Here is an 18,058-nt window from a genome sequence, read left to right as displayed (position 1 = left end):
TTACCTTTTTACCCTGATCCAGTAATCCCCGCAAAACGTATATTCAAAAGCTAAGTTATTGTACGGCGAGAACCCCGATTAATACATGATGATTTATTTTTTATCAATCATCGCAAAAGTGTCATAAAGATCGTCAACACTGTAATGAAGCTAAACACAACATGGTCATCTAATTATTGGTGCTAAAAATTAGCAAAATTAGATAACAAGAATAAAGTGAGTTTTATTATGTCTTATAAATATAACGGATCTATGATCCAAATTGCCCATCCGGTGCAATCAATTTCGGTTAACAAGCAACGTGTTATCTTTAGTGATACGCAAGGCTTAAAAAATACATTATTTCAAAAAGCATCAGATGCTCGTGATTTTGTAAAATGGTTAAAAGCAAGCTAAGCGCTTGTGAAAATACAAAAAGCCAACATTAACGTTGGCTTTTTAGTGTCTAAAGAAATCTTATTTATTCTCATCGTTCAAACTGACATAAATTAAACTTTCACTGTTAACTTGTAAGCAACTAATAAGCCCCTCTTTGATCAGCTCAAGTATGGCAATAAAACTCACCACAACGCCACTTCGCCCTTCATTAATACTAAATAATTCGCTAAAAACAACCGGCTCTGGTGCATTCGACAAACGTTGTAAAATTTGGCTCATACGTTCTCTTGTCGATAAGACCTCTGCGCTAATTTGATGACTTTGCAGAGTTTTTGCCCTAGCCATAACCTCACTTAATGCGATCATTAAATCTTTAAGTGCTATATCGGGCTGCGTTATTGTTTCACTTGTTGCTGTAGGTAGCACAGCATGAGCAATAAAAATATCTCGTCCAACTCTATCTATCACATCAAGGTTTTCTGCTGCCGTTTTAAATTGCTCGTATTCTTGTAATCGCTTGATCAGTTCAACTCGTGGGTCTTCTTCTTCCTCAAGCTCTTCGTGCACCGGTAACAATAATCGTGATTTAATTTGCGCTAATAAGGCAGCCATCACTAAATATTCGCCCGCAAGCTCTAATTGAAACTCGCCCATCATTTCTACATAGTGCACGTATTGTTCTGTAATACTAAAAATAGACAGATCAAGTATATCTAATTTGTGCTTTTTAATTAAATACAACAGCAGGTCCAAAGGGCCTTCAAATGTTTCTAAAATGACTTCTAACGCATCAGGGGGAATATATAAATCTTGTGGCTTGTCGACGACCGCTTTACCATGCAAAAAAGCCAGCGGCAGTTTTACCTGCGCAGGCTCATTTACTTTTTTTGTCACAATAGAGGCGTCAGTTGGACACATATAACCTACTCAAAAGGGGATGTATCACCACAACCTACACGTAAAATATTAATATCGTCTTCTGATAAATCGATTACGGTGGTTGCTTGCTCGGCTAAGTAGCCGCCATGGATAATCAAATCGACATGTTTATCTAATCGCGTCAGTATATCGTCAGGATCAGATTCGGTAAATTCTTCACCGGGTAAAATCAACGAACACGACATTAAAGGTTCGCCTAATTCTTGTAATAACGCACATGCTATTGGGTGTTCAATTACACGCATACCAATGGTTTTTTTCTTTTCGTTTAATAAACGTTTAGGCACTTCTTTTGTGCCTTTAAAAATAAACGTATAAGGCCCAGGTGTATTATTTTTTATTAACCGAAATAACTGGTTATCTACACGAGCATAAGTGGCCAGCTCAGATAGATCGCGGCACACTAATGTGAAGTTATGATGTTTTTCAATACCACGTATACGTTCAATTCGCTCTTTGGCTTGTTTATTACCCAGATTACAGCCTATAGCATAGCCAGAATCGGTAGGGTACACCACCACACCGCCTTGCTTGATAATATCGACCGCTTGCTTAATTAATCTAGGTTGCGGATTATCTGGATGAATATGAAATAATTGACTCATGCTTAAATGCCCTCTTGTGCTTGCCATAATTGCCATACACCTTGGCAATCCTTTGGTAAATATAAGTTTTTACCGAGTTCTAAGTAAGTTGTCGGAAAATGAAAATCAGAACCTTGCGAACAAAGTAAATTATATTCACGACTTAGTTCACCTAAAAATTGTCTTTCTGTTGGCGCTTGTTGTGGTTGCGCTACTTCCATCGCATCCCCGCCATCATTTTTAAATTGCGTTAACAGTTTCCGTAACCATTTATTAGACATTTGGTACCGGGCTGGATGCGCCATAACGGCTTGTCCACCACTGGCATGGATAGCAGCAATGGCTGTTTGCATATCACACCAATTGCTTGGTACGTAACCTGTTTTACCGCGGCCCAAATACTTTTTAAAAACCCCTGGGAAATTTTTAGCTACCCCACGCTCAATCAATGCTCGTGCAAAATGTGCACGGGTTATTTGAGCATCTTGTGCTAAGGCTTGGGCTTGTTGATAGATGCCATCAAAACCATTTTTTTCAAGCCTGCGCCCTATTTCTTGCGCCCTAATTTGCCTTTTTTGTTGTTGTATTGATAACAGCTCGGTAAGCGCATTGTTATCTACGTCAATATTTAACCCTACAATATGTATTTCGAAACTTTCCCACTTTGTCGATATTTCAACCCCGCTTATCAATGATAACGGAAGTTGTTGCGAGGCAATAAACGCTTTAGCGGGTTTAACCGCTGCGATGGTATCGTGATCGGTGATGGCAAAAACATCTATGTTTTTTTCTACTGCGCGAAGCAATAGCTCTTCTACCGTAAGTTGCCCATCTGAGTGTGTTGTATGGCTATGTAAATCGTATTTTATCAAAACAAAACTGCTTAAAATTAGGGCTTAGTGGTTTAATTGTTATTATAACAAGTTTTTTAACAAAATTGTTTTAAATAAACACTTGACACTAAAGCACAAGATACGCTTTACTGTAGCCACTTAAGACACATAAAGAATTAAAAACAAATGATAAATTCAATTCATATCACAATTTGGTGGTGGCACTCGTAATTTCGGGTGATGAATTGTCGTGTCTAAACAAAATTCAAAACCCGCAAATTTGCGGGTTTTTTTATAACTAAATTTTATTAATATATTTTGAGGCAGAAATACATGAATAACGGTCTTACTCATACACATTGTTGGTGGCGTCTGCATTAATGCGGAAGCAATAACCTGTATGTAATATACACCACGTTATTCAAACCCCGCACTGCACCGCATTGTGGGGTTTAATTTTTTGAGGGAATGAGGTTTGATTTTTAGTCATATAACTACAACACCAGGCGAAGTAACCAGCATTACGCAAGTACGTAACTATATTAGTAGTCCTCTTGCTTTGTATGGCGCACTCAACAAGCCTAATTCGCTTTTATTAGAATCGGCCGAAATAGATTCTAAAGACAGTGTAAAAAGCTTAATTTTAGTAGATTGTGCATTGCGAATTGTGTGCCAAGGTAAAAATGTCACCATTACTGCACAATCTAATAATGGTCAGCAGTTACTTAGCTACTTGCAAAGTCATGTTAAAAACTGCACCACAGAGCTTAATGACACGGTGCTAACACTGACATACAATAACAACAGTGAAGGTATTGACGAAGCAAGTAAATTGGTTGCAGATAATGCATTTAGCGCATTACGCACATGTATTAATAGTATAAAAAGCACCACCGACAACCCGTTTTCATTATTTTTAGGTGGCGTATTTGCCTACGACATGGTGGCAAACTTCGAACAGTTAATGCCGGTACCCGATGGTGAAAACAGCTGCCCTGATTATGTATTTTATTTAGCTGAAACATTAGTGGTGATCGACCATCAAAAACAAACCACCGAACTTATTGGCAATGTATTTAATGGCCCTGATGTTCATGCAAATTGTTTTGAAGTAGGTAAACAGTTAGAGCATTTAAATCATTTATGTGACAGCACACCGCCTTACACGGCCTCTTCTCAAACCGGTCCGTGTGAGGTAAGTGTTGATATTTCTGATGCAACCTATTGCGAGCAAGTGGTTGCATTAAAAAAGAATATTGTTGATGGTGATATATTTCAAGTTGTGCCATCGCGTACATTTTCACTGCCTTGTGCAGACTCGCTACATGCCTATAGTAAATTAAAACAGCAAAATCCAAGTCCATATATGTTTTATATGCGCGATGAAGACTTTGCATTGTTTGGTGCCTCACCTGAATCGGCACTTAAATACTCTGTTGAAACCCAACAAGTTGAAGTTTACCCCATTGCTGGGACACGTCCTCGTGGCAAATTTGCTAGTGGAGAAATAAATCCTGATTTAGATAGCCGAATAGAACTTGAGCTTCGTAATGATCAAAAAGAACGTGCTGAGCATTTAATGTTGGTTGATTTAGCGCGTAATGATGTTGCCCGAATTAGTGTACCGGGTACTCGCCATGCAAAAGAGTTATTAAAAGTAGACCGTTATTCTCAGGTTATGCATTTAGTGTCGCGTGTAGTTGGAACACTCAAACCTGAGTTAGATGCGTTGCATGCATATCAAGCCTGTATGAATATGGGCACATTGGTCGGCGCACCTAAAGTTCGTGCTGCTCAGCTAGTGCGTAAAACCGAAGGCAAGCGCAGAGGAAGTTATGGCGGGGCCGTAGGTTATTTAACCGGTGATGGCGCAATGGATAGCTGTATTGTTATCCGCTCAGCGTTCGTAAAAAATAATACAGCCTATGTACAAGCTGGTGCTGGGGTTGTGTTTGACTCTGATCCGCAATCTGAAGCAAATGAAACTCAAGCCAAAGCGCAAGCTGTGATAAATGCAATAAAATCAACTTACGAGGCGCGTTAAGATGAGCACAATCAAACCTATTAAAATTTACTTTTTAGATAACTTTGATTCTTTTAGTTATAACTTAGTTGATGAACTGTCATTACTAGGCTGTGAGCTTGTTGTTTATCGTAATAATATCGCTGCCCAAGTCATTTTTGATAAAATGCAACAAGAGCAAAGTGACGTATTATTAGTTCTTTCACCAGGCCCTGGTACACCTAGCGATGCTGGATGTTTAATGCAACTAATTGAGCTATGTAAAGGTAAGTTCCCCATGCTAGGAATTTGCTTAGGGCAACAAGCATTAACACAAAGCTATGGTGGAGTAATAGGCCATGCAGGCGAAACCGTGCATGGAAAATCGTCAACGATTACCTTAAGCCCGCATCCTGTATTTGCCGATATGGGCACTACGATGCCCGTCGCGCGCTATCATTCACTTATGGCAACAAAAGTACCTCAAAACATTGATATTATTGCGCATTATGAAGATATTCCGATGGCGATTTACCATCATGAAGACACGGTACTTGGTTATCAGTTTCACCCAGAATCAATACTGACGCCTAATGGTGCAAAACTGCTTGAACAAAGCATTACCTATTTAACGCGTGCTCAATAAGAGGTTAATATGATTGATAACATGAATATAACGGCACCTGAAGCAATCGAACAACTTAGCAATAAAACGTCGCTTTCGTATGAACAATCCACCGCATTATTTGATCAAATAATGCAAGGTAATATGAGCGAAATAGAGCTTAGTGCTTTACTTATAGCATTAAAAATTAAAGGCGAAGTGAGTGATGAAATAGCGGGTGCAGCAGCGTCTATGCGAAAAAACGCTAAAGCATTTAATACCCAATGCACTCAACTTGCTGATAGTTGTGGTACAGGTGGTGATGGTTCTAATACTATTAATATAAGCACCACCGCTGCAATTGTTGCCGCTGCAGCGGGAATTAATATGGTCAAGCATGGTAATCGTAGTGTCTCTAGTAACTCAGGATCTGCTGACTTATTAATGGCATTGGGTATTAATATTGATATGCAGCCTGAGCAAGCCGCACAATGTTTAGCGCAAACACACTTTACGTTTTTGTTTGCTCCGCATTATCACAGTGGTGTACGCCATGCGATGGGTGTACGTACCACTTTAAAAACCCGCACCATTTTTAATATATTAGGTCCCTTAGCCAATCCAGCTGCTCCACAGGTTCAATTACTTGGCGTGTATGATGCAAGTTTATGTTTACCGATGGCGCAAACTTTAAAAACCTTAGGGACGCAACGAGCAATGATTGTACATGGCTCTGGTACCGATGAAATCGCTTTGCATGGCCCAACGCAAGTTGTTGAACTTAAACATGGCGAAATAACTCAGTATACGTTAAACCCAGATGATTTCGACCTTGCAAACTATTCACTTGAACAACTAGCTGGTGAAGGCCCACAATACAACGCCGATGCAAGCTTAGCTATTTTGCAAGGCAAAGGGACACCGGCACATAATGCCGCTATTATTGCCAATGTAGGGGCATTACTGTATTTAAGTGAAAAAGTAAACTCTTTAAAAGAAGGTGCTGCACAAGTAAAAGCCCTACTGAGTTCAGGAAAAGCAATGGATACACTAAATAAAATAATTGAGGTAAGTAATGGCTAATGTGCTAGACAAAATTGTAGCCGATAAAAAATTAGAGCTTATTGAACGTAAAAAACAACGTCCTCTGGCAAGCTTTAAAGATCAAGCTGTGCCGACAACACGTAGTTTTTATCAAGCACTAGCTGCACCTGGTACACAATTTATTTTAGAGTGCAAAAAAGCTTCGCCATCTAAAGGTTTGATCCGTGAACCATTTGATTTAGTCGAAATAACCCAAGCATATAAACAACATGCAAGCTGTATGAGCGTACTCACGGATGAAAAGTACTTTCAGGGGAGTTTTGATTACTTAGAATTTGTCCGAAGTCAGGTAGATCAGCCTTTAATATGTAAAGATTTTTTTATTGACGAATACCAAGTTTATATGGCGCGTATTTACGGCGGTGATGCGATTTTATTAATGTTATCGGTATTAGATGACGAACAATATAAAGCATTACACCGTGTAGCCGATTCGCTTAATATGTCGGTGCTGACCGAAGTAAGTAACGAAGAAGAAGTCGCGCGCGCACTTAACTTAAACGCACAAATTATCGGTATAAATAACCGTGATCTGCGTGATTTAAGTACAAACTTAGCCACCACCGAGCGTTTACGAACACTGATCCCAAAAGATAAAGTTGTTATATCTGAGTCGGGTATTTATACCCACAAAGATGTAAAACGTTTAGCACCTTTATGCGATGGCTTTTTAATAGGTAGTTCTTTAATGGCCGAAAATAACTTAGAGCAAGCGTGTCGTAAAGTTATTTTAGGTGAAAATAAAGTTTGCGGATTAACTTCCCCAACCGATGCACAAGCAGCTTATAATAGCGGCGCAGTGTTTGGTGGGCTTATTTTTCATGAAAAATCACCGCGCAATGTATCACTTGAACAAGCAAAAACGATTGTTGATGCAACAAGCCTTAAATATGTAGGTGTATTTGTTAATAACGAAATAGAAAACGTGGCACATTATGCAAATACTCTTAATTTAGCAGCCGTGCAACTGCACGGACAAGAAGATGCCAGCTATATTGCTCTTTTGCGTCAGGCAATACCAAAGCACTGCGAAATATGGAAGGCGCAGGCTATAAAAGACTCTTTACCCGCACCTGTTGCTGGGGTAGACCGTCATTTATACGACACCCACAGTGATAGCCAAGCTGGCGGTACAGGTATCGCTTTTGACTGGTCATTACTGAAAACGGCCAGTACCGAGTTTATGCTCGCTGGTGGACTAAATTCAGACAATATTAAAGATGCACTTTATCAAGGCGCACTAGGCTTAGATTTAAATTCGGGCGTAGAGCTTTCACCGGGTAAAAAGTGCCCTAACAAATTAAAAAATGCTTTTACCAGCATTAGACAATACTGAGGTAAAAATGCAAAATCCAGCCTATTTTGGTGAGTTTGGTGGTATGTTTGTACCAGAATTACTCGTCCCTGCGTTAAAGCAGTTAGAAAATGAATTCAATAAAGCACAACAAGATCCAGAGTTTCAAAAAGAATTCACTCAATTACTCGATGAATATGCCGGTCGCCCTACGCCGCTTACACTCACTCGTAATTTAGTAAAAAACCCTAAAGTTAAACTTTATTTAAAGCGCGAAGATTTACTTCATGGTGGCGCACATAAAACAAACCAAGTATTAGGCCAAGCGTTATTAACAAAACGTATGGGTAAAAAAGAAGTTATTGCCGAAACGGGTGCTGGCCAACATGGTGTAGCCACTGCACTGGCGTGTGCATTATTAGGTTTAAAATGCCGTATTTACATGGGAGCTAAAGATGCTGAGCGTCAACAGCCTAATGTATTTAGAATGAAGTTAATGGGTGCAGAAGTCATTCCTGTCACCGCAGGCTCAGGCACTTTAAAAGATGCGGTAAATGAAGCATTACGCGATTGGTCTGCTAATTACCAAGAAGCTCATTACTTATTAGGTACCGCGGCAGGCCCCCACCCTTTCCCTACGATTGTGCGTGAATATCAAAAAATAATTGGTGAAGAAGCGAAACAACAAATATTAGCCGCAGAAGGACGTTTACCAGATGCTGTGCTTGCCTGTGTAGGCGGTGGTTCTAATGCAATAGGCATGTTTACTGACTTTATTGACGAGCCTAGTGTAAAACTTATTGGTGTGGAGCCTGCAGGTAAAGGGCTTGATACAAACCAGCACGGAGCCACTATTTGTAAAGGTACTAAAGGGATTTTACATGGCACATACACTTATATTATGCAAAATGACGATGGTCAAATAGAAGAGTCTTATTCTGTTTCGGCGGGACTTGATTACCCAGCGGTTGGACCACAGCATGCCTTTTTGCACGAAACAGGCCGAGCCCAATATGTGGGTATTACCGATACCGAAGCCCTAGATGCATTTCAGGCTTTAGCGAAAAACGAAGGGATTATTCCAGCACTCGAATCAAGTCATGCACTTGCTTATGCACTTAAGTACGCAGAGCAGCAAACCGAAGAAAGTATTTTAGTGGTCAATCTAAGTGGTCGTGGCGATAAAGATTTAGCACACGTACACAATGTATTATCGCAAGGAGGTAAATTATGAGCCAAGTGAATGAGCAACGTTACGATCGCACTTTTGCCAAGTTAAAAGATAACAACCAAGGTGCGTTTGTTCCCTTTGTAACTATTGGCGATCCGGGTAAAGAGCAAAGTATTGCCATTATAAAAAGCCTGATTGATGGCGGAGCTGATGCGCTAGAACTCGGTATTCCTTTTTCCGATCCTATTGCTGATGGCCCCGTGATACAAGCTGCAAATATACGTGCACTTGAAGTGAGCATTAATACCCAAGATTGTTTTGATATCATTAAAGAAGTTCGTGAATATAACGCCGATATTCCAATTGGTTTATTACTTTACTCTAACCTTGTGTTTAAGCGCGGTCTTGAAACCTTTTATAAAGAGGCAAAAGCGGTCGGTGTTGATTCTATTTTAGTGGCTGATGTTCCTTTGCATGAATCTAAAATGTTTAGAAAAGCGGCGATGGACAACGGTATAGATCCTATTTTTATTGCAACGCCTAATGCCGATGACGATACTCTGCGTCAATGTGCATCTTATGGTCGTGGTTATACCTATTTGCTCTCGCGCGCCGGCGTAACAGGTACAGATACTAAAGCACAAATGCCAGCAAGTAATATTGTTTCTAAGCTTAGTGAATATCACGCAGCACCGGCTTTATTAGGATTTGGTATCTCGACACCAGAAGATGTAAAAGCGGCGTTAAATGCAGGAGCTGCAGGGGCTATTTCAGGTTCGGCAGTAGTAAAAATTATTGAAAATAACTTAAATGATTTACCTGCGATGACCGCTCAATTAACTCGTTTTGTTGCTCAAATGAAAGCGGCTACAGAGTTATAATTGACTAATATAATAAGGGCATTTATGCCCTTATTATATTAAAACTCGCCGTGTATATCAGTCGTATATACAACCATTAATTGTGTATAGCACACACCACAATGACCTGTGAGTTCATAAATATACACGACACTTCATTCCCTTATTTATAAGTACTCATATTAACTATTGCACTAAATCTTTCAATGCTTTCGCGCTTTTAAAAACCGCTTTATTGGCACCTTCTATTTCTATAATCTCACCCGTTTGAGGATTACGACCACTGCGTGCCGGATAATAACTTAAAGCAAATGTACCAAACCCTGCGATTTGTACTTGATCCCCTTGCGATAAAGATATTGTAATTACCTTTTGAATACTGGTTAAGGCTTGTTGCATTTCCTTTTTTGTAGAATGACTATGCGACGCCATTTGTGTAACTAATTGTGCTTTATTCATAAAATGCTCCTAAATACCCACAAAACAAAGCTGTAATGTGTGAGAAAGAATGTAAAGTGCTGCAGGCTAAGGCTTAGTAAGGCTTAAGTCAACCTTGTTTATTTTTCAAATTGTGGTAAAAAACCAGTTGATTTTTCTTTTGTATAATTTAGGTCGTATATGCACGCATTAATTGAATATATTCCGCTGATTTTGTTTTTTGCGGTGTTTAAACTGGTTGATATTTATTGGGCTACTGCACTATTAATTAGCACTACGTTTATTCAAGTTGCTTATAGTTATATTAAATATAAAAAGGTCCCGACCAGACAATGGATATTTTTTGCCATTGCTGCAGTATTTGGGACCTTAACGATTGTGTTTCATGATGAGCAGTTTATAAAATGGAAAGCAACGATGATATATGCAGGCTTGAGCATGACATTGTTAGTGAGTCGATATGTATTAAACAAAAATTTAGTTAAAAAAGCTCTTTCCACTATTTTAGATAATGCGAACGAATCAGCACAACCCGTTATTATTCCTGAGCCTTTATGGAATAATTTAAATTTGTTATGGGTGATGATCACAGCAGGTATCGCTGTATTGAATATTTATATTGCCTATAATTTTTCGCTCGACTTTTGGGTCAATTTTAAAGTGTTTGGTTTAATGGGAATTACCTTTGTCAGTATTTTAATCACTATCTTTTGTTTATTTAAATACTTACCAGAAGACGAAGAAATAAAATAACCTTAAATATAACAATGATAAACGTATTAAATCGAGCTCCTCTACCAAGCCTGCCCGCTTAACTTAGTCAACTTATAAAACGCTAAGTTGAGACGGCTTGATACTCTAATCATAATCGTTTTTTAAACGTTGTTTGTGTACTTTAACCTTACCGAGTTTAAGCGTTTGTATTGCGATAATTAAACCAAACGCTCTATCAATAGCTTAGATTTAAAATCAACCGTTGTTAAGCGATTGTGTAATTGGGCATAGTAATAGAGGTTGTCGCTTTTGTTGCGCTGAAGATTGATTGTGGTTTTAAATCGGGGTTTTAGCGGCTTCTTAAATACTTAATACACACTAACCTCAGTAATTGACACTTCAATTACTGAGGTTATTTTTATGTGAAATTAAAAACCAAATAAGCTTACATTAAAAAACTTAGTCGCTACGGTATTAATAAAAATAACTAACAGTATGATAGGTATGAAAGTAGATAATGAAAAGTTTACATAACGCTCAATTAAGCTACCTGCATAATTTGGTGCTCCTTGACTTAACTCTGCAGTTAAACGGGCTTTTTTCCATCGGTACATTACAAATAAACACACCATTAATCCGTTTAGCGGCAAAATAGTGTCGTAAAACACATCGTAAACAATATCAAAAAAGCTTTTTGAGCCACTGCCATAAGACGTCATCGATGTTAACCAATCAACCATACCAAACGACATTGTACATAACACGGTTAACAAACCTGTTGCTAGAGTTAAAATGCCCAACGCTTTTTTACGGCTAATATTTTTACGATCGCACAAGGTCGCAGTCGGTACTTCAACAATAGAGACTAATGAGGTTATTGCAGCAAAAAATACTAATAAAAAGAATGAAAACGCCACTGCCGACGCACCAAAGTAGCCAATGTCATTTTGTAGTGCTAATAAAATTTTTGGCAAGTAAACAAAAATCATCGACACAGATGAGTCGGATAACTTGGTGGGATCAGTTGATGGATCAAAGCTAAATATTGCTGGAAGCACCATAAGGCCGGCAACGAATGCGACTAATGAATCGGTTATTGCGACCATTTTTGCACTACCAACAATGTCATCTTTTTTAGAAATATAAGAGGCATAAGTCATTAAAATACCCATACCTAACGACAACGAGAAGAATGCCTGGCTAAGTGCGCCATTTAAAACACTCGCATTCATTTTTGAAAAATCAGGAATAACGTAATACTTAACACCTGCCATTGCATTATCTAACGTTAATACATAGCCGACTAAAACCAATAACATAACAAATAAAGCAGGCATTAAAAACTTAGCTGCTTTTTCTATACCTTGTTTTACCCCACCTAGCAAAATCAGATTAACAATTAAAACAACAACCGCCATATAACCAAATACGGTGTAACTATTTATAAAATTATCAAAGTGACTTGGCGTTGCAAGTAAATCTAAATTCCCAAATAAGGTTTGGCTTAAGTAACCAAAAATCCACACCGTAATAACCATATAAAATACCGCTATCATAAATGGGGTGAGGACTGCCAAAAAGCCAGCTATTTTCCAATTACTTTTTTCGCCAGCCAGTGCTTTATAGGCACCGAGTGGATCTTTTTGCGCATTACGTCCCATTGCCATTTCAGCCATCATGACTGGCAAACAGATAAACGCAACAAATAAGGCATAGACCAGCAAAAATGCCCCGCCGCCATTTTTAGTAGCAGAGACCGGAAAACCAACCAAATTACCTATACCCACAGCCGACCCCGCCGCGGCAAGAATAAACCCGAGTTTTGAACTAAAGTGTTCTCTGTTTTCGCTCATTAACCTACACCTTATTATTTTTTTAATGTGCACGACTCTACCAGTGTTTAACAGGCCTTTTCAAGCAATTACAACTTAAAAATGAACAACTGCTGTAAACTTAAGCTTAAACGCTTTATTTATTACAAAATAAAGCAAATCTATACTTAACATGGCTCTTGTATACTTTATCTACGTTGGTTAACAGCATAAAATTTAACTTAGGCTAAATATTCACTTTTATCCAAATTAACAACAATAAAAATGATGCACTAGCGCCTCATAACTGCTGTAAAATACACTGACTAACATTTTTCCACTGCAGGTTCCTCTATTTTATCTTTTACATGTCGAAAAATGACGCAGGTTTTAGATATTTTATCAACACGAGTGAATTTTGTTATTTAAAAAGAGCATTATAATGGACGTTAAGTGATCTTTATTGTCGCCATGTTCGTAGGGTGTATAGCATTACTGAACCCCATCAGGTTTACTAAGTTTTAGTAGTTAATTCAGTGTTGGTTCACCGCTTATTAAATAAGATAACCAAAGTAAAATGTTGTTCGAATTTTTTACTTGAATTTTAACTACTTAGTTATTTAAACTAGGTGGGTCTGTTTTAGGAGTGTTGATATGCGCGCAGTTTTTGTTTTTGTTTTAGTTAGTATTTTTAGCTTTAGTGTGCCGCTATCTGCAAATACAGTTAATAACCATGATAAGAATACGCAAGTTAGTAAAAAGAAAGCGGTTTTTTTAGCAAAAAAAAGCACGCAAGGGAAAACCCTAAAAATTACCGAACACAAACAATTTTACACGGTACGAATTTTAAAAACTGATGGCCATGTAGTTGATTTACAAATTAATAAAAAGACTGGCAAAGTCAAAAAGGATCAATAAATGCGAATTTTAGTAATTGAAGATGATTTACACTTAGCTGATAATTTACGTAATGCATTAGAAAAAGAGCGTTACAGCGTTGATTTATGCCATGACGGTGAAGCAGGTTTATTTCATATTACTGAGTATCCTCTGGATATGGCCGTTGTTGATTTAGGTTTACCTAAAATTGATGGCATTGAGCTTATTAATAAAGCCCGTGCACAAGGGGTGACTATCCCTATTTTAATTTTAACAGCGCGCGATAGATGGCAAGATAAAGTAGCAGGTCTTGATGCCGGTGCTGATGATTATTTAACAAAGCCATTTCATGTAGAAGAGTTAATAGCGCGCTGTAATGCATTAATTCGTCGCAGTGCAGGTAAAGCAAACCCAGAGATGACGGCAGGCCCAATAAAAATACATACACGTTCGCAGCAGGTGTGGGTAGATGATAAAGAGCTTACTTTAACCGCTTACGAGTACAAAGTGCTTGAATATTTAATGGTTAATCCGCAAAAAGTGATTTCTAAATCAGAACTTACCGAACATATTTACGATCAAGACTTTGATTTAGACTCGAACGTTATTGAAGTATTTGTACTGCGTTTACGTAAAAAGCTAGACCCTGAGGGCACATTAAATCCAGTAGAAACCCTTCGTGGACGAGGTTATAGGCTAAAAAGTCAGTGGTAACCGACAAAATATCTCTTAAAATAAGGCAAGGATTTATCCTTGTCTTTGTTTTGTTAGTTGCGTTACCTATTTTGTTTTATTCGATAGGTAAGGCTTACTATACAACGCTAGTTGATGCGACAGAAAAAAACCTCGAAACCCATTTATACTCCCTCATTTCTGAAGTTGATATTACTGATGAAGGTATTATTATGCCCAGCAGTATTTTAACGCCAGAATTAAACAGCTTAAACTCTGACACCTATGCCATGATATATCGCGGTAGCGAAGCTATTTGGCACTCTGAATCAGCTGTAAATGTTAACTTTGTACCTGATTATATTGAGCCTCAAGCCGGCGATGCTGATTATCGCCAAGTGACATATAATAATACGGTTTATTGGCAGCTAAGTTTAACTGTTATTTTAGGTAATATAGATAAAAACGAACAAACTCAATTTATTCTATTAAAGCGTAACGATGCATTAGTTAAGTTAATGGATGGTTTTAAACAAACCTTAATGGATTGGATGTTTATAATGGGTATTGCCATTGCTGGGTTAATTGCAATCGGGTTTATTTGGAGCGCAAGACCCCTACAACGACTTGATAAAGAAATAAAAGCCATTGAATCGGGTGATATTCAACAAATTAAGGGCTTATACCCTGTTGAACTACAAACAATAAAAGCCGATTTAAATTTATTATTAGAATCTCAGCAACGACAAAAAGAGCGTTACAGAGCTTCATTAAGTGATTTAGCTCACGCTTTAAAAACCCCTTTAGCCGTTTTAAAATCGAGTCCTTTAGCAAATGACGCCGATGCACAAGAGCAACTTAATCGTATAAACGTCATGATTGAGCACCAATTAAAACGTGCAGCTAGTGGTGCATCCGATACTTGGAAAAAACAAACGCCCATTAAACCTGTGCTCGATTCAATTTTAAATGCTATGAGCAAGGTATATCGCGATAAAGACATTATTTTTAATGTTATTGGCAATGATCAAGCGTATTTTCTAGGCGATCAAACTGATTTAATGGAGTTATTAGGCAACTTAGTCGATAACGCATGCAAAGCATGTCGTTCACAAGTTAGCATCGATATTCAACAAAAAAATAAACTCATCATATCTATTCATGATGATGGCCCCGGCGTCCCTGAAGATAAAAGAGAAACCTTGTTAACCCGTGGCACCCGTTTAGATACTTACGAAAATGGACATGGTGTCGGGATGGCTATTGTATCAGACCTAGTTACTTCGTATCATGGGCTTTTAACAATTGACCGCTCTAACATATTAGGCGGCGCGCACTTTATATTAGAGTTTAATTATAATGCTAAAAAATAAAGCCTTTTTTATATTATCTGTGGCTGGTTATTTCTTCTCTTTATCTGTTTTTGCACAAGGAAATTGTAGCTTAGTAAAATCAGCCAGCCCGACACAAGCAAAAAGCTATATTCAATGTTTAGATTCAGACATAAACACCGCCAAGCGGATTCGCTCAACCTGGATTGAAAAACGCACTTACGAGCTTACCGAAAATCAGCAAACGACTGGCAACACGCAAATTTTACCTTTGTTTAAAAAAAGTTTATTAAGCTACGACAAGTTTATTGAACAAAGTTGTCAGTGGCGGTATATATTAAAAATGCCTAATGCCACAAAAGCCGCCATTACATATAAACACTGTGAAATAGCGTTGATCAATGCACAAATAGAGCAACTTAAGTTAGCATTATAAGCTACGAAAATAACGACTTCATAAAGTCGTAAAACACATCTGTTTTACGTGTGGTTAAACTATTTTGTGCTCTTAAAAACCACACCGGCGCGTCATTTTGTGCCAATGCCCCGGGCATAACCTCAACTAATCTTCCAGATGTTAGGTCATCATTAATGGCAATCTTAGATTTAATGGCAATCCCATGACCTGCTATCGCTGCTTGTGTCATATTATCTGAATTTGAAATAGTGAAGCGAACATTAGCATTAAATTGTTGTACTTTATTGTTCTCATCAAAAAGTTTTAATTGACGCTGCCAAGGTAAGCACACCCAATAATGTTGTGCAAGTTCAGCTAAGGTCGTTGGCATTGAATACTTTTCTAGGTAACTGGGGGCTGCGCATAAAATACGATGATTATTAACAATTTTGCGAGAGATTAACCCTGAATCAGTTAATTGCCCTACCCTTATTGCGACATCCTGTGCGTCGTTTACGACATTAACAAAATGATCAGTAATTAAAAAATCTAACTGTAAGCTTGGGTAACACCTTTCAAATTCATTTAGTTTAGGCATAACATATTTTGAGAAAATCCATGGAGGCATTGTTACTCGTAATAAACCACTGACCGATGAGCTTCGTGCCCCAATACTATGCTCCGCATCATGCAAGGCTTCAATAATAGTACCTACTCTGCGATAAAATTCATGGCCTTCAGGGGATAACCTCACTCGTCGACTGTCCCTAAATACCAACACAGTTGCGAGCTCTTTTTCTAGTTTACTCAGTCGATGACTCACGGTAGCCGCTGATAAACCTTGCTGACGAGCCGCGGCAAGAACCCCTTTATTTTCAACAACAGCAATAAATGTTTCTAAGTCAGATAAGTTATACATTTAATATATTTCATGATTTATTAGTATTTAATATTTTCGAACCTAGCTTTCGGTTTTGCAACCTTTATTTAATTAAATAAAACAATATAATGAGAATCACTATTATTTTTGAATAATATTGCGGCACTAAAAATTACATTATTAGTTAATTTCACCGTGATTATTTACTTTATAAAACGATTCTTATAGGAGTCTTTATGTCATTAATTTCATCTTTGAAAGTTATTTCATTGTCACTGGTATTGAGCATAGTACCGAGCATTTCACAGGCCCATGAGGGTCATCAGCATAGTGAAAAACCTAAAGTACTTATTTTTGACGTAAATGAAACACTCCTTGATTTAACCTCTATGCGTGAATCAGTGGGTAAAGCATTGGGTGGCCGCGAAGATTTATTACCTTTATGGTTCTCAACCATGTTGCATCATTCTTTAGTTGATACTGTGAGCGGTAGTTATCATGATTTTGGCCAAATAGGCGTAGCTGCGTTATCTATGGTAGCTAAAAATAATAATATTGCGATTACTAACGAACAAGCTAAAACAGCCATTGTTACACCTCTATTATCTTTACCGCCTCATGCTGATGTAAAAGCAGGCCTAACTCAGTTAAAAGCAATGGGGTATAAACTTGTCAGCCTAACTAACTCGTCAAATAATGGTGTTAAAACACAATTTGAAAACGCAGGTTTAATGTCATTTTTTGATGCGCGCTATAGCATAGAAGATATTAAAATCTATAAACCCGATCTTCGTGCATATGAATGGGTAATAAAAAAATTAAACATTGAGCCAAATCAAGCCATGATGGTGGCTGCACATGGTTGGGATGTTGCAGGTGCTAAAGAGGCCGGGTTACAAACCACATTTATTGCACGCCCGGGTAAAACACTTTACCCATTAGCAAAAAAACCTGATCACATCGTGAAAGATTTATCTGAATTGGTCGCTCTACTTAAGTAGTACATTAAAACAAATCAATACCCAAGCGGTAAATATCAGGATGATATTTGCCGCTTTTTTCTTTGCGTTTAGTAAAAAATTCATTATAAACAACACGCTCTCACATTTTTAAAATACTATCAAACCTAGCTATTTAGTAACTACCTAGCTAATATAATGATTTAGG

19 protein-coding genes are annotated in these 18,058 nt (G+C 38.0%); 13 read left to right on the top strand and 6 right to left on the bottom strand.

All coding sequences use genetic code 11. The annotated features are described in order from the left end of the window. Nucleotides 1–228: 228 nt before the first annotated feature. Nucleotides 229–396 (top strand): hypothetical protein, encoded by a 168-nt coding sequence (locus J8L70_RS03305; protein ID WP_211054059.1) that lies wholly within the window; start codon nt 229–231, stop codon nt 394–396. Between the two features lie 60 nt (nt 397–456). On the opposite strand, the gene J8L70_RS03300 is transcribed toward J8L70_RS03305, so the two are convergent. Genes J8L70_RS03300 through J8L70_RS03290 form a run of 3 tightly spaced genes read right to left on the bottom strand, consistent with a single transcriptional unit; the run spans nt 457 to nt 2,773 of the window. Then, nucleotides 457–1,296 carry a ScpA family protein gene (locus J8L70_RS03300; RefSeq protein ID WP_211054058.1) on the bottom strand — a complete coding sequence of 280 codons (840 nt, stop codon included), beginning with the start codon at nt 1,294–1,296 and terminating at the stop codon, nt 457–459. A gap of 5 nt (nt 1,297–1,301) precedes the next feature. Beyond that, nucleotides 1,302–1,922 (bottom strand): L-threonylcarbamoyladenylate synthase, encoded by a 621-nt coding sequence (locus J8L70_RS03295; protein ID WP_211054057.1) that lies wholly within the window; start codon nt 1,920–1,922, stop codon nt 1,302–1,304. Nucleotides 1,923–1,924: 2 nt separating this feature from the next. After that, nucleotides 1,925–2,773, bottom strand: a complete 849-nt coding sequence (locus tag J8L70_RS03290; RefSeq protein WP_211054056.1) for a PHP domain-containing protein — start codon at nt 2,771–2,773, stop codon at nt 1,925–1,927. A gap of 436 nt (nt 2,774–3,209) precedes the next feature. Between J8L70_RS03290 and J8L70_RS03285 the strand changes: the two genes are divergently transcribed. From J8L70_RS03285 to trpA, 6 genes are read left to right on the top strand one after another with little or no spacing between them, the layout of a single operon-like run. Further along, the gene (locus tag J8L70_RS03285) at nt 3,210–4,778 is read left to right on the top strand and encodes an anthranilate synthase component 1 (RefSeq protein WP_211054055.1); all 1,569 of its coding nucleotides are present in this window, start codon (nt 3,210–3,212) and stop codon (nt 4,776–4,778) included. Nucleotide 4,779: 1 nt separating this feature from the next. Next, nucleotides 4,780–5,382, top strand: coding sequence for an aminodeoxychorismate/anthranilate synthase component II (locus J8L70_RS03280; RefSeq protein ID WP_211054054.1), 603 nt, complete (start codon nt 4,780–4,782; stop codon nt 5,380–5,382). Between the two features lie 21 nt (nt 5,383–5,403). Next, nucleotides 5,404–6,423, top strand: a complete 1,020-nt coding sequence (trpD, locus tag J8L70_RS03275) for an anthranilate phosphoribosyltransferase (protein ID WP_247664686.1) — start codon at nt 5,404–5,406, stop codon at nt 6,421–6,423. Next, complete coding sequence (trpCF, locus tag J8L70_RS03270) at nt 6,416–7,780, top strand: bifunctional indole-3-glycerol-phosphate synthase TrpC/phosphoribosylanthranilate isomerase TrpF (protein WP_211054052.1); 1,365 nt, start codon at nt 6,416–6,418, stop codon at nt 7,778–7,780. The genes trpD and trpCF overlap by 8 nt, the downstream gene beginning before the upstream one ends. 7 nt (nt 7,781–7,787) lie before the next feature. Further along, nucleotides 7,788–8,972: a tryptophan synthase subunit beta gene (gene trpB / locus J8L70_RS03265; protein WP_211054051.1), complete on the top strand. Its 1,185-nt coding sequence runs from the start codon at nt 7,788–7,790 to the stop codon at nt 8,970–8,972. After that, nucleotides 8,969–9,790 carry a tryptophan synthase subunit alpha gene (gene trpA / locus J8L70_RS03260; protein ID WP_211054050.1) on the top strand — a complete coding sequence of 274 codons (822 nt, stop codon included), beginning with the start codon at nt 8,969–8,971 and terminating at the stop codon, nt 9,788–9,790. Before trpB ends, trpA begins: the two co-directional genes overlap by 4 nt. Nucleotides 9,791–9,955: 165 nt before the next feature. Here trpA and J8L70_RS03255 read toward each other — a convergent pair whose 3' ends face one another. Continuing rightward, nucleotides 9,956–10,228: an HU family DNA-binding protein gene (locus J8L70_RS03255; protein ID WP_211054049.1), complete on the bottom strand. Its 273-nt coding sequence runs from the start codon at nt 10,226–10,228 to the stop codon at nt 9,956–9,958. A gap of 159 nt (nt 10,229–10,387) precedes the next feature. Between J8L70_RS03255 and J8L70_RS03250 the strand changes: the two genes are divergently transcribed. Further along, the gene (locus tag J8L70_RS03250) at nt 10,388–10,960 is read left to right on the top strand and encodes an inner membrane-spanning protein YciB (RefSeq protein WP_211054048.1); all 573 of its coding nucleotides are present in this window, start codon (nt 10,388–10,390) and stop codon (nt 10,958–10,960) included. 389 nt (nt 10,961–11,349) lie between these two features. On the opposite strand, the gene J8L70_RS03245 is transcribed toward J8L70_RS03250, so the two are convergent. After that, a complete protein-coding gene (locus tag J8L70_RS03245) occupies nt 11,350–12,774 on the bottom strand; it encodes a sodium-dependent transporter (protein ID WP_211054047.1) in 1,425 nt (474 codons plus the stop codon). A 612-nt stretch (nt 12,775–13,386) separates the two neighbouring features. Here J8L70_RS03245 and J8L70_RS03240 point away from each other — a divergent pair. From J8L70_RS03240 to J8L70_RS03225, 4 genes are read left to right on the top strand one after another with little or no spacing between them, the layout of a single operon-like run. Further along, entirely contained in the window at nt 13,387–13,650 is a 264-nt protein-coding gene (locus tag J8L70_RS03240; protein ID WP_211054046.1) for a PepSY domain-containing protein, read from the top strand. Next, entirely contained in the window at nt 13,651–14,325 is a 675-nt protein-coding gene (locus tag J8L70_RS03235) for a response regulator transcription factor (protein ID WP_211054045.1), read from the top strand. Beyond that, nucleotides 14,319–15,656 carry an ATP-binding protein gene (locus J8L70_RS03230; RefSeq protein WP_211054044.1) on the top strand — a complete coding sequence of 446 codons (1,338 nt, stop codon included), beginning with the start codon at nt 14,319–14,321 and terminating at the stop codon, nt 15,654–15,656. Before J8L70_RS03235 ends, J8L70_RS03230 begins: the two co-directional genes overlap by 7 nt. Further along, nucleotides 15,643–16,050: a lysozyme inhibitor LprI family protein gene (locus J8L70_RS03225; RefSeq protein ID WP_211054043.1), complete on the top strand. Its 408-nt coding sequence runs from the start codon at nt 15,643–15,645 to the stop codon at nt 16,048–16,050. The genes J8L70_RS03230 and J8L70_RS03225 overlap by 14 nt, the downstream gene beginning before the upstream one ends. Nucleotide 16,051: 1 nt before the next feature. Here J8L70_RS03225 and J8L70_RS03220 read toward each other — a convergent pair whose 3' ends face one another. Next, nucleotides 16,052–16,930 (bottom strand): LysR family transcriptional regulator, encoded by an 879-nt coding sequence (locus J8L70_RS03220; RefSeq protein WP_211054042.1) that lies wholly within the window; start codon nt 16,928–16,930, stop codon nt 16,052–16,054. 197 nt (nt 16,931–17,127) lie between these two features. Here J8L70_RS03220 and J8L70_RS03215 point away from each other — a divergent pair, with 197 nt between their 5' ends. Beyond that, nucleotides 17,128–17,892 (top strand): haloacid dehalogenase type II, encoded by a 765-nt coding sequence (locus J8L70_RS03215; protein ID WP_211054041.1) that lies wholly within the window; start codon nt 17,128–17,130, stop codon nt 17,890–17,892. Nucleotides 17,893–18,058 lie beyond the last annotated feature (166 nt).

The sequence above is a fragment of the Pseudoalteromonas sp. MMG010 genome (genome assembly GCF_018100905.1).
Classification (GTDB): Bacteria; Pseudomonadota; Gammaproteobacteria; order Enterobacterales; family Alteromonadaceae; genus Pseudoalteromonas.
This window is presented reverse-complemented; position numbering and strand designations above follow the sequence as displayed.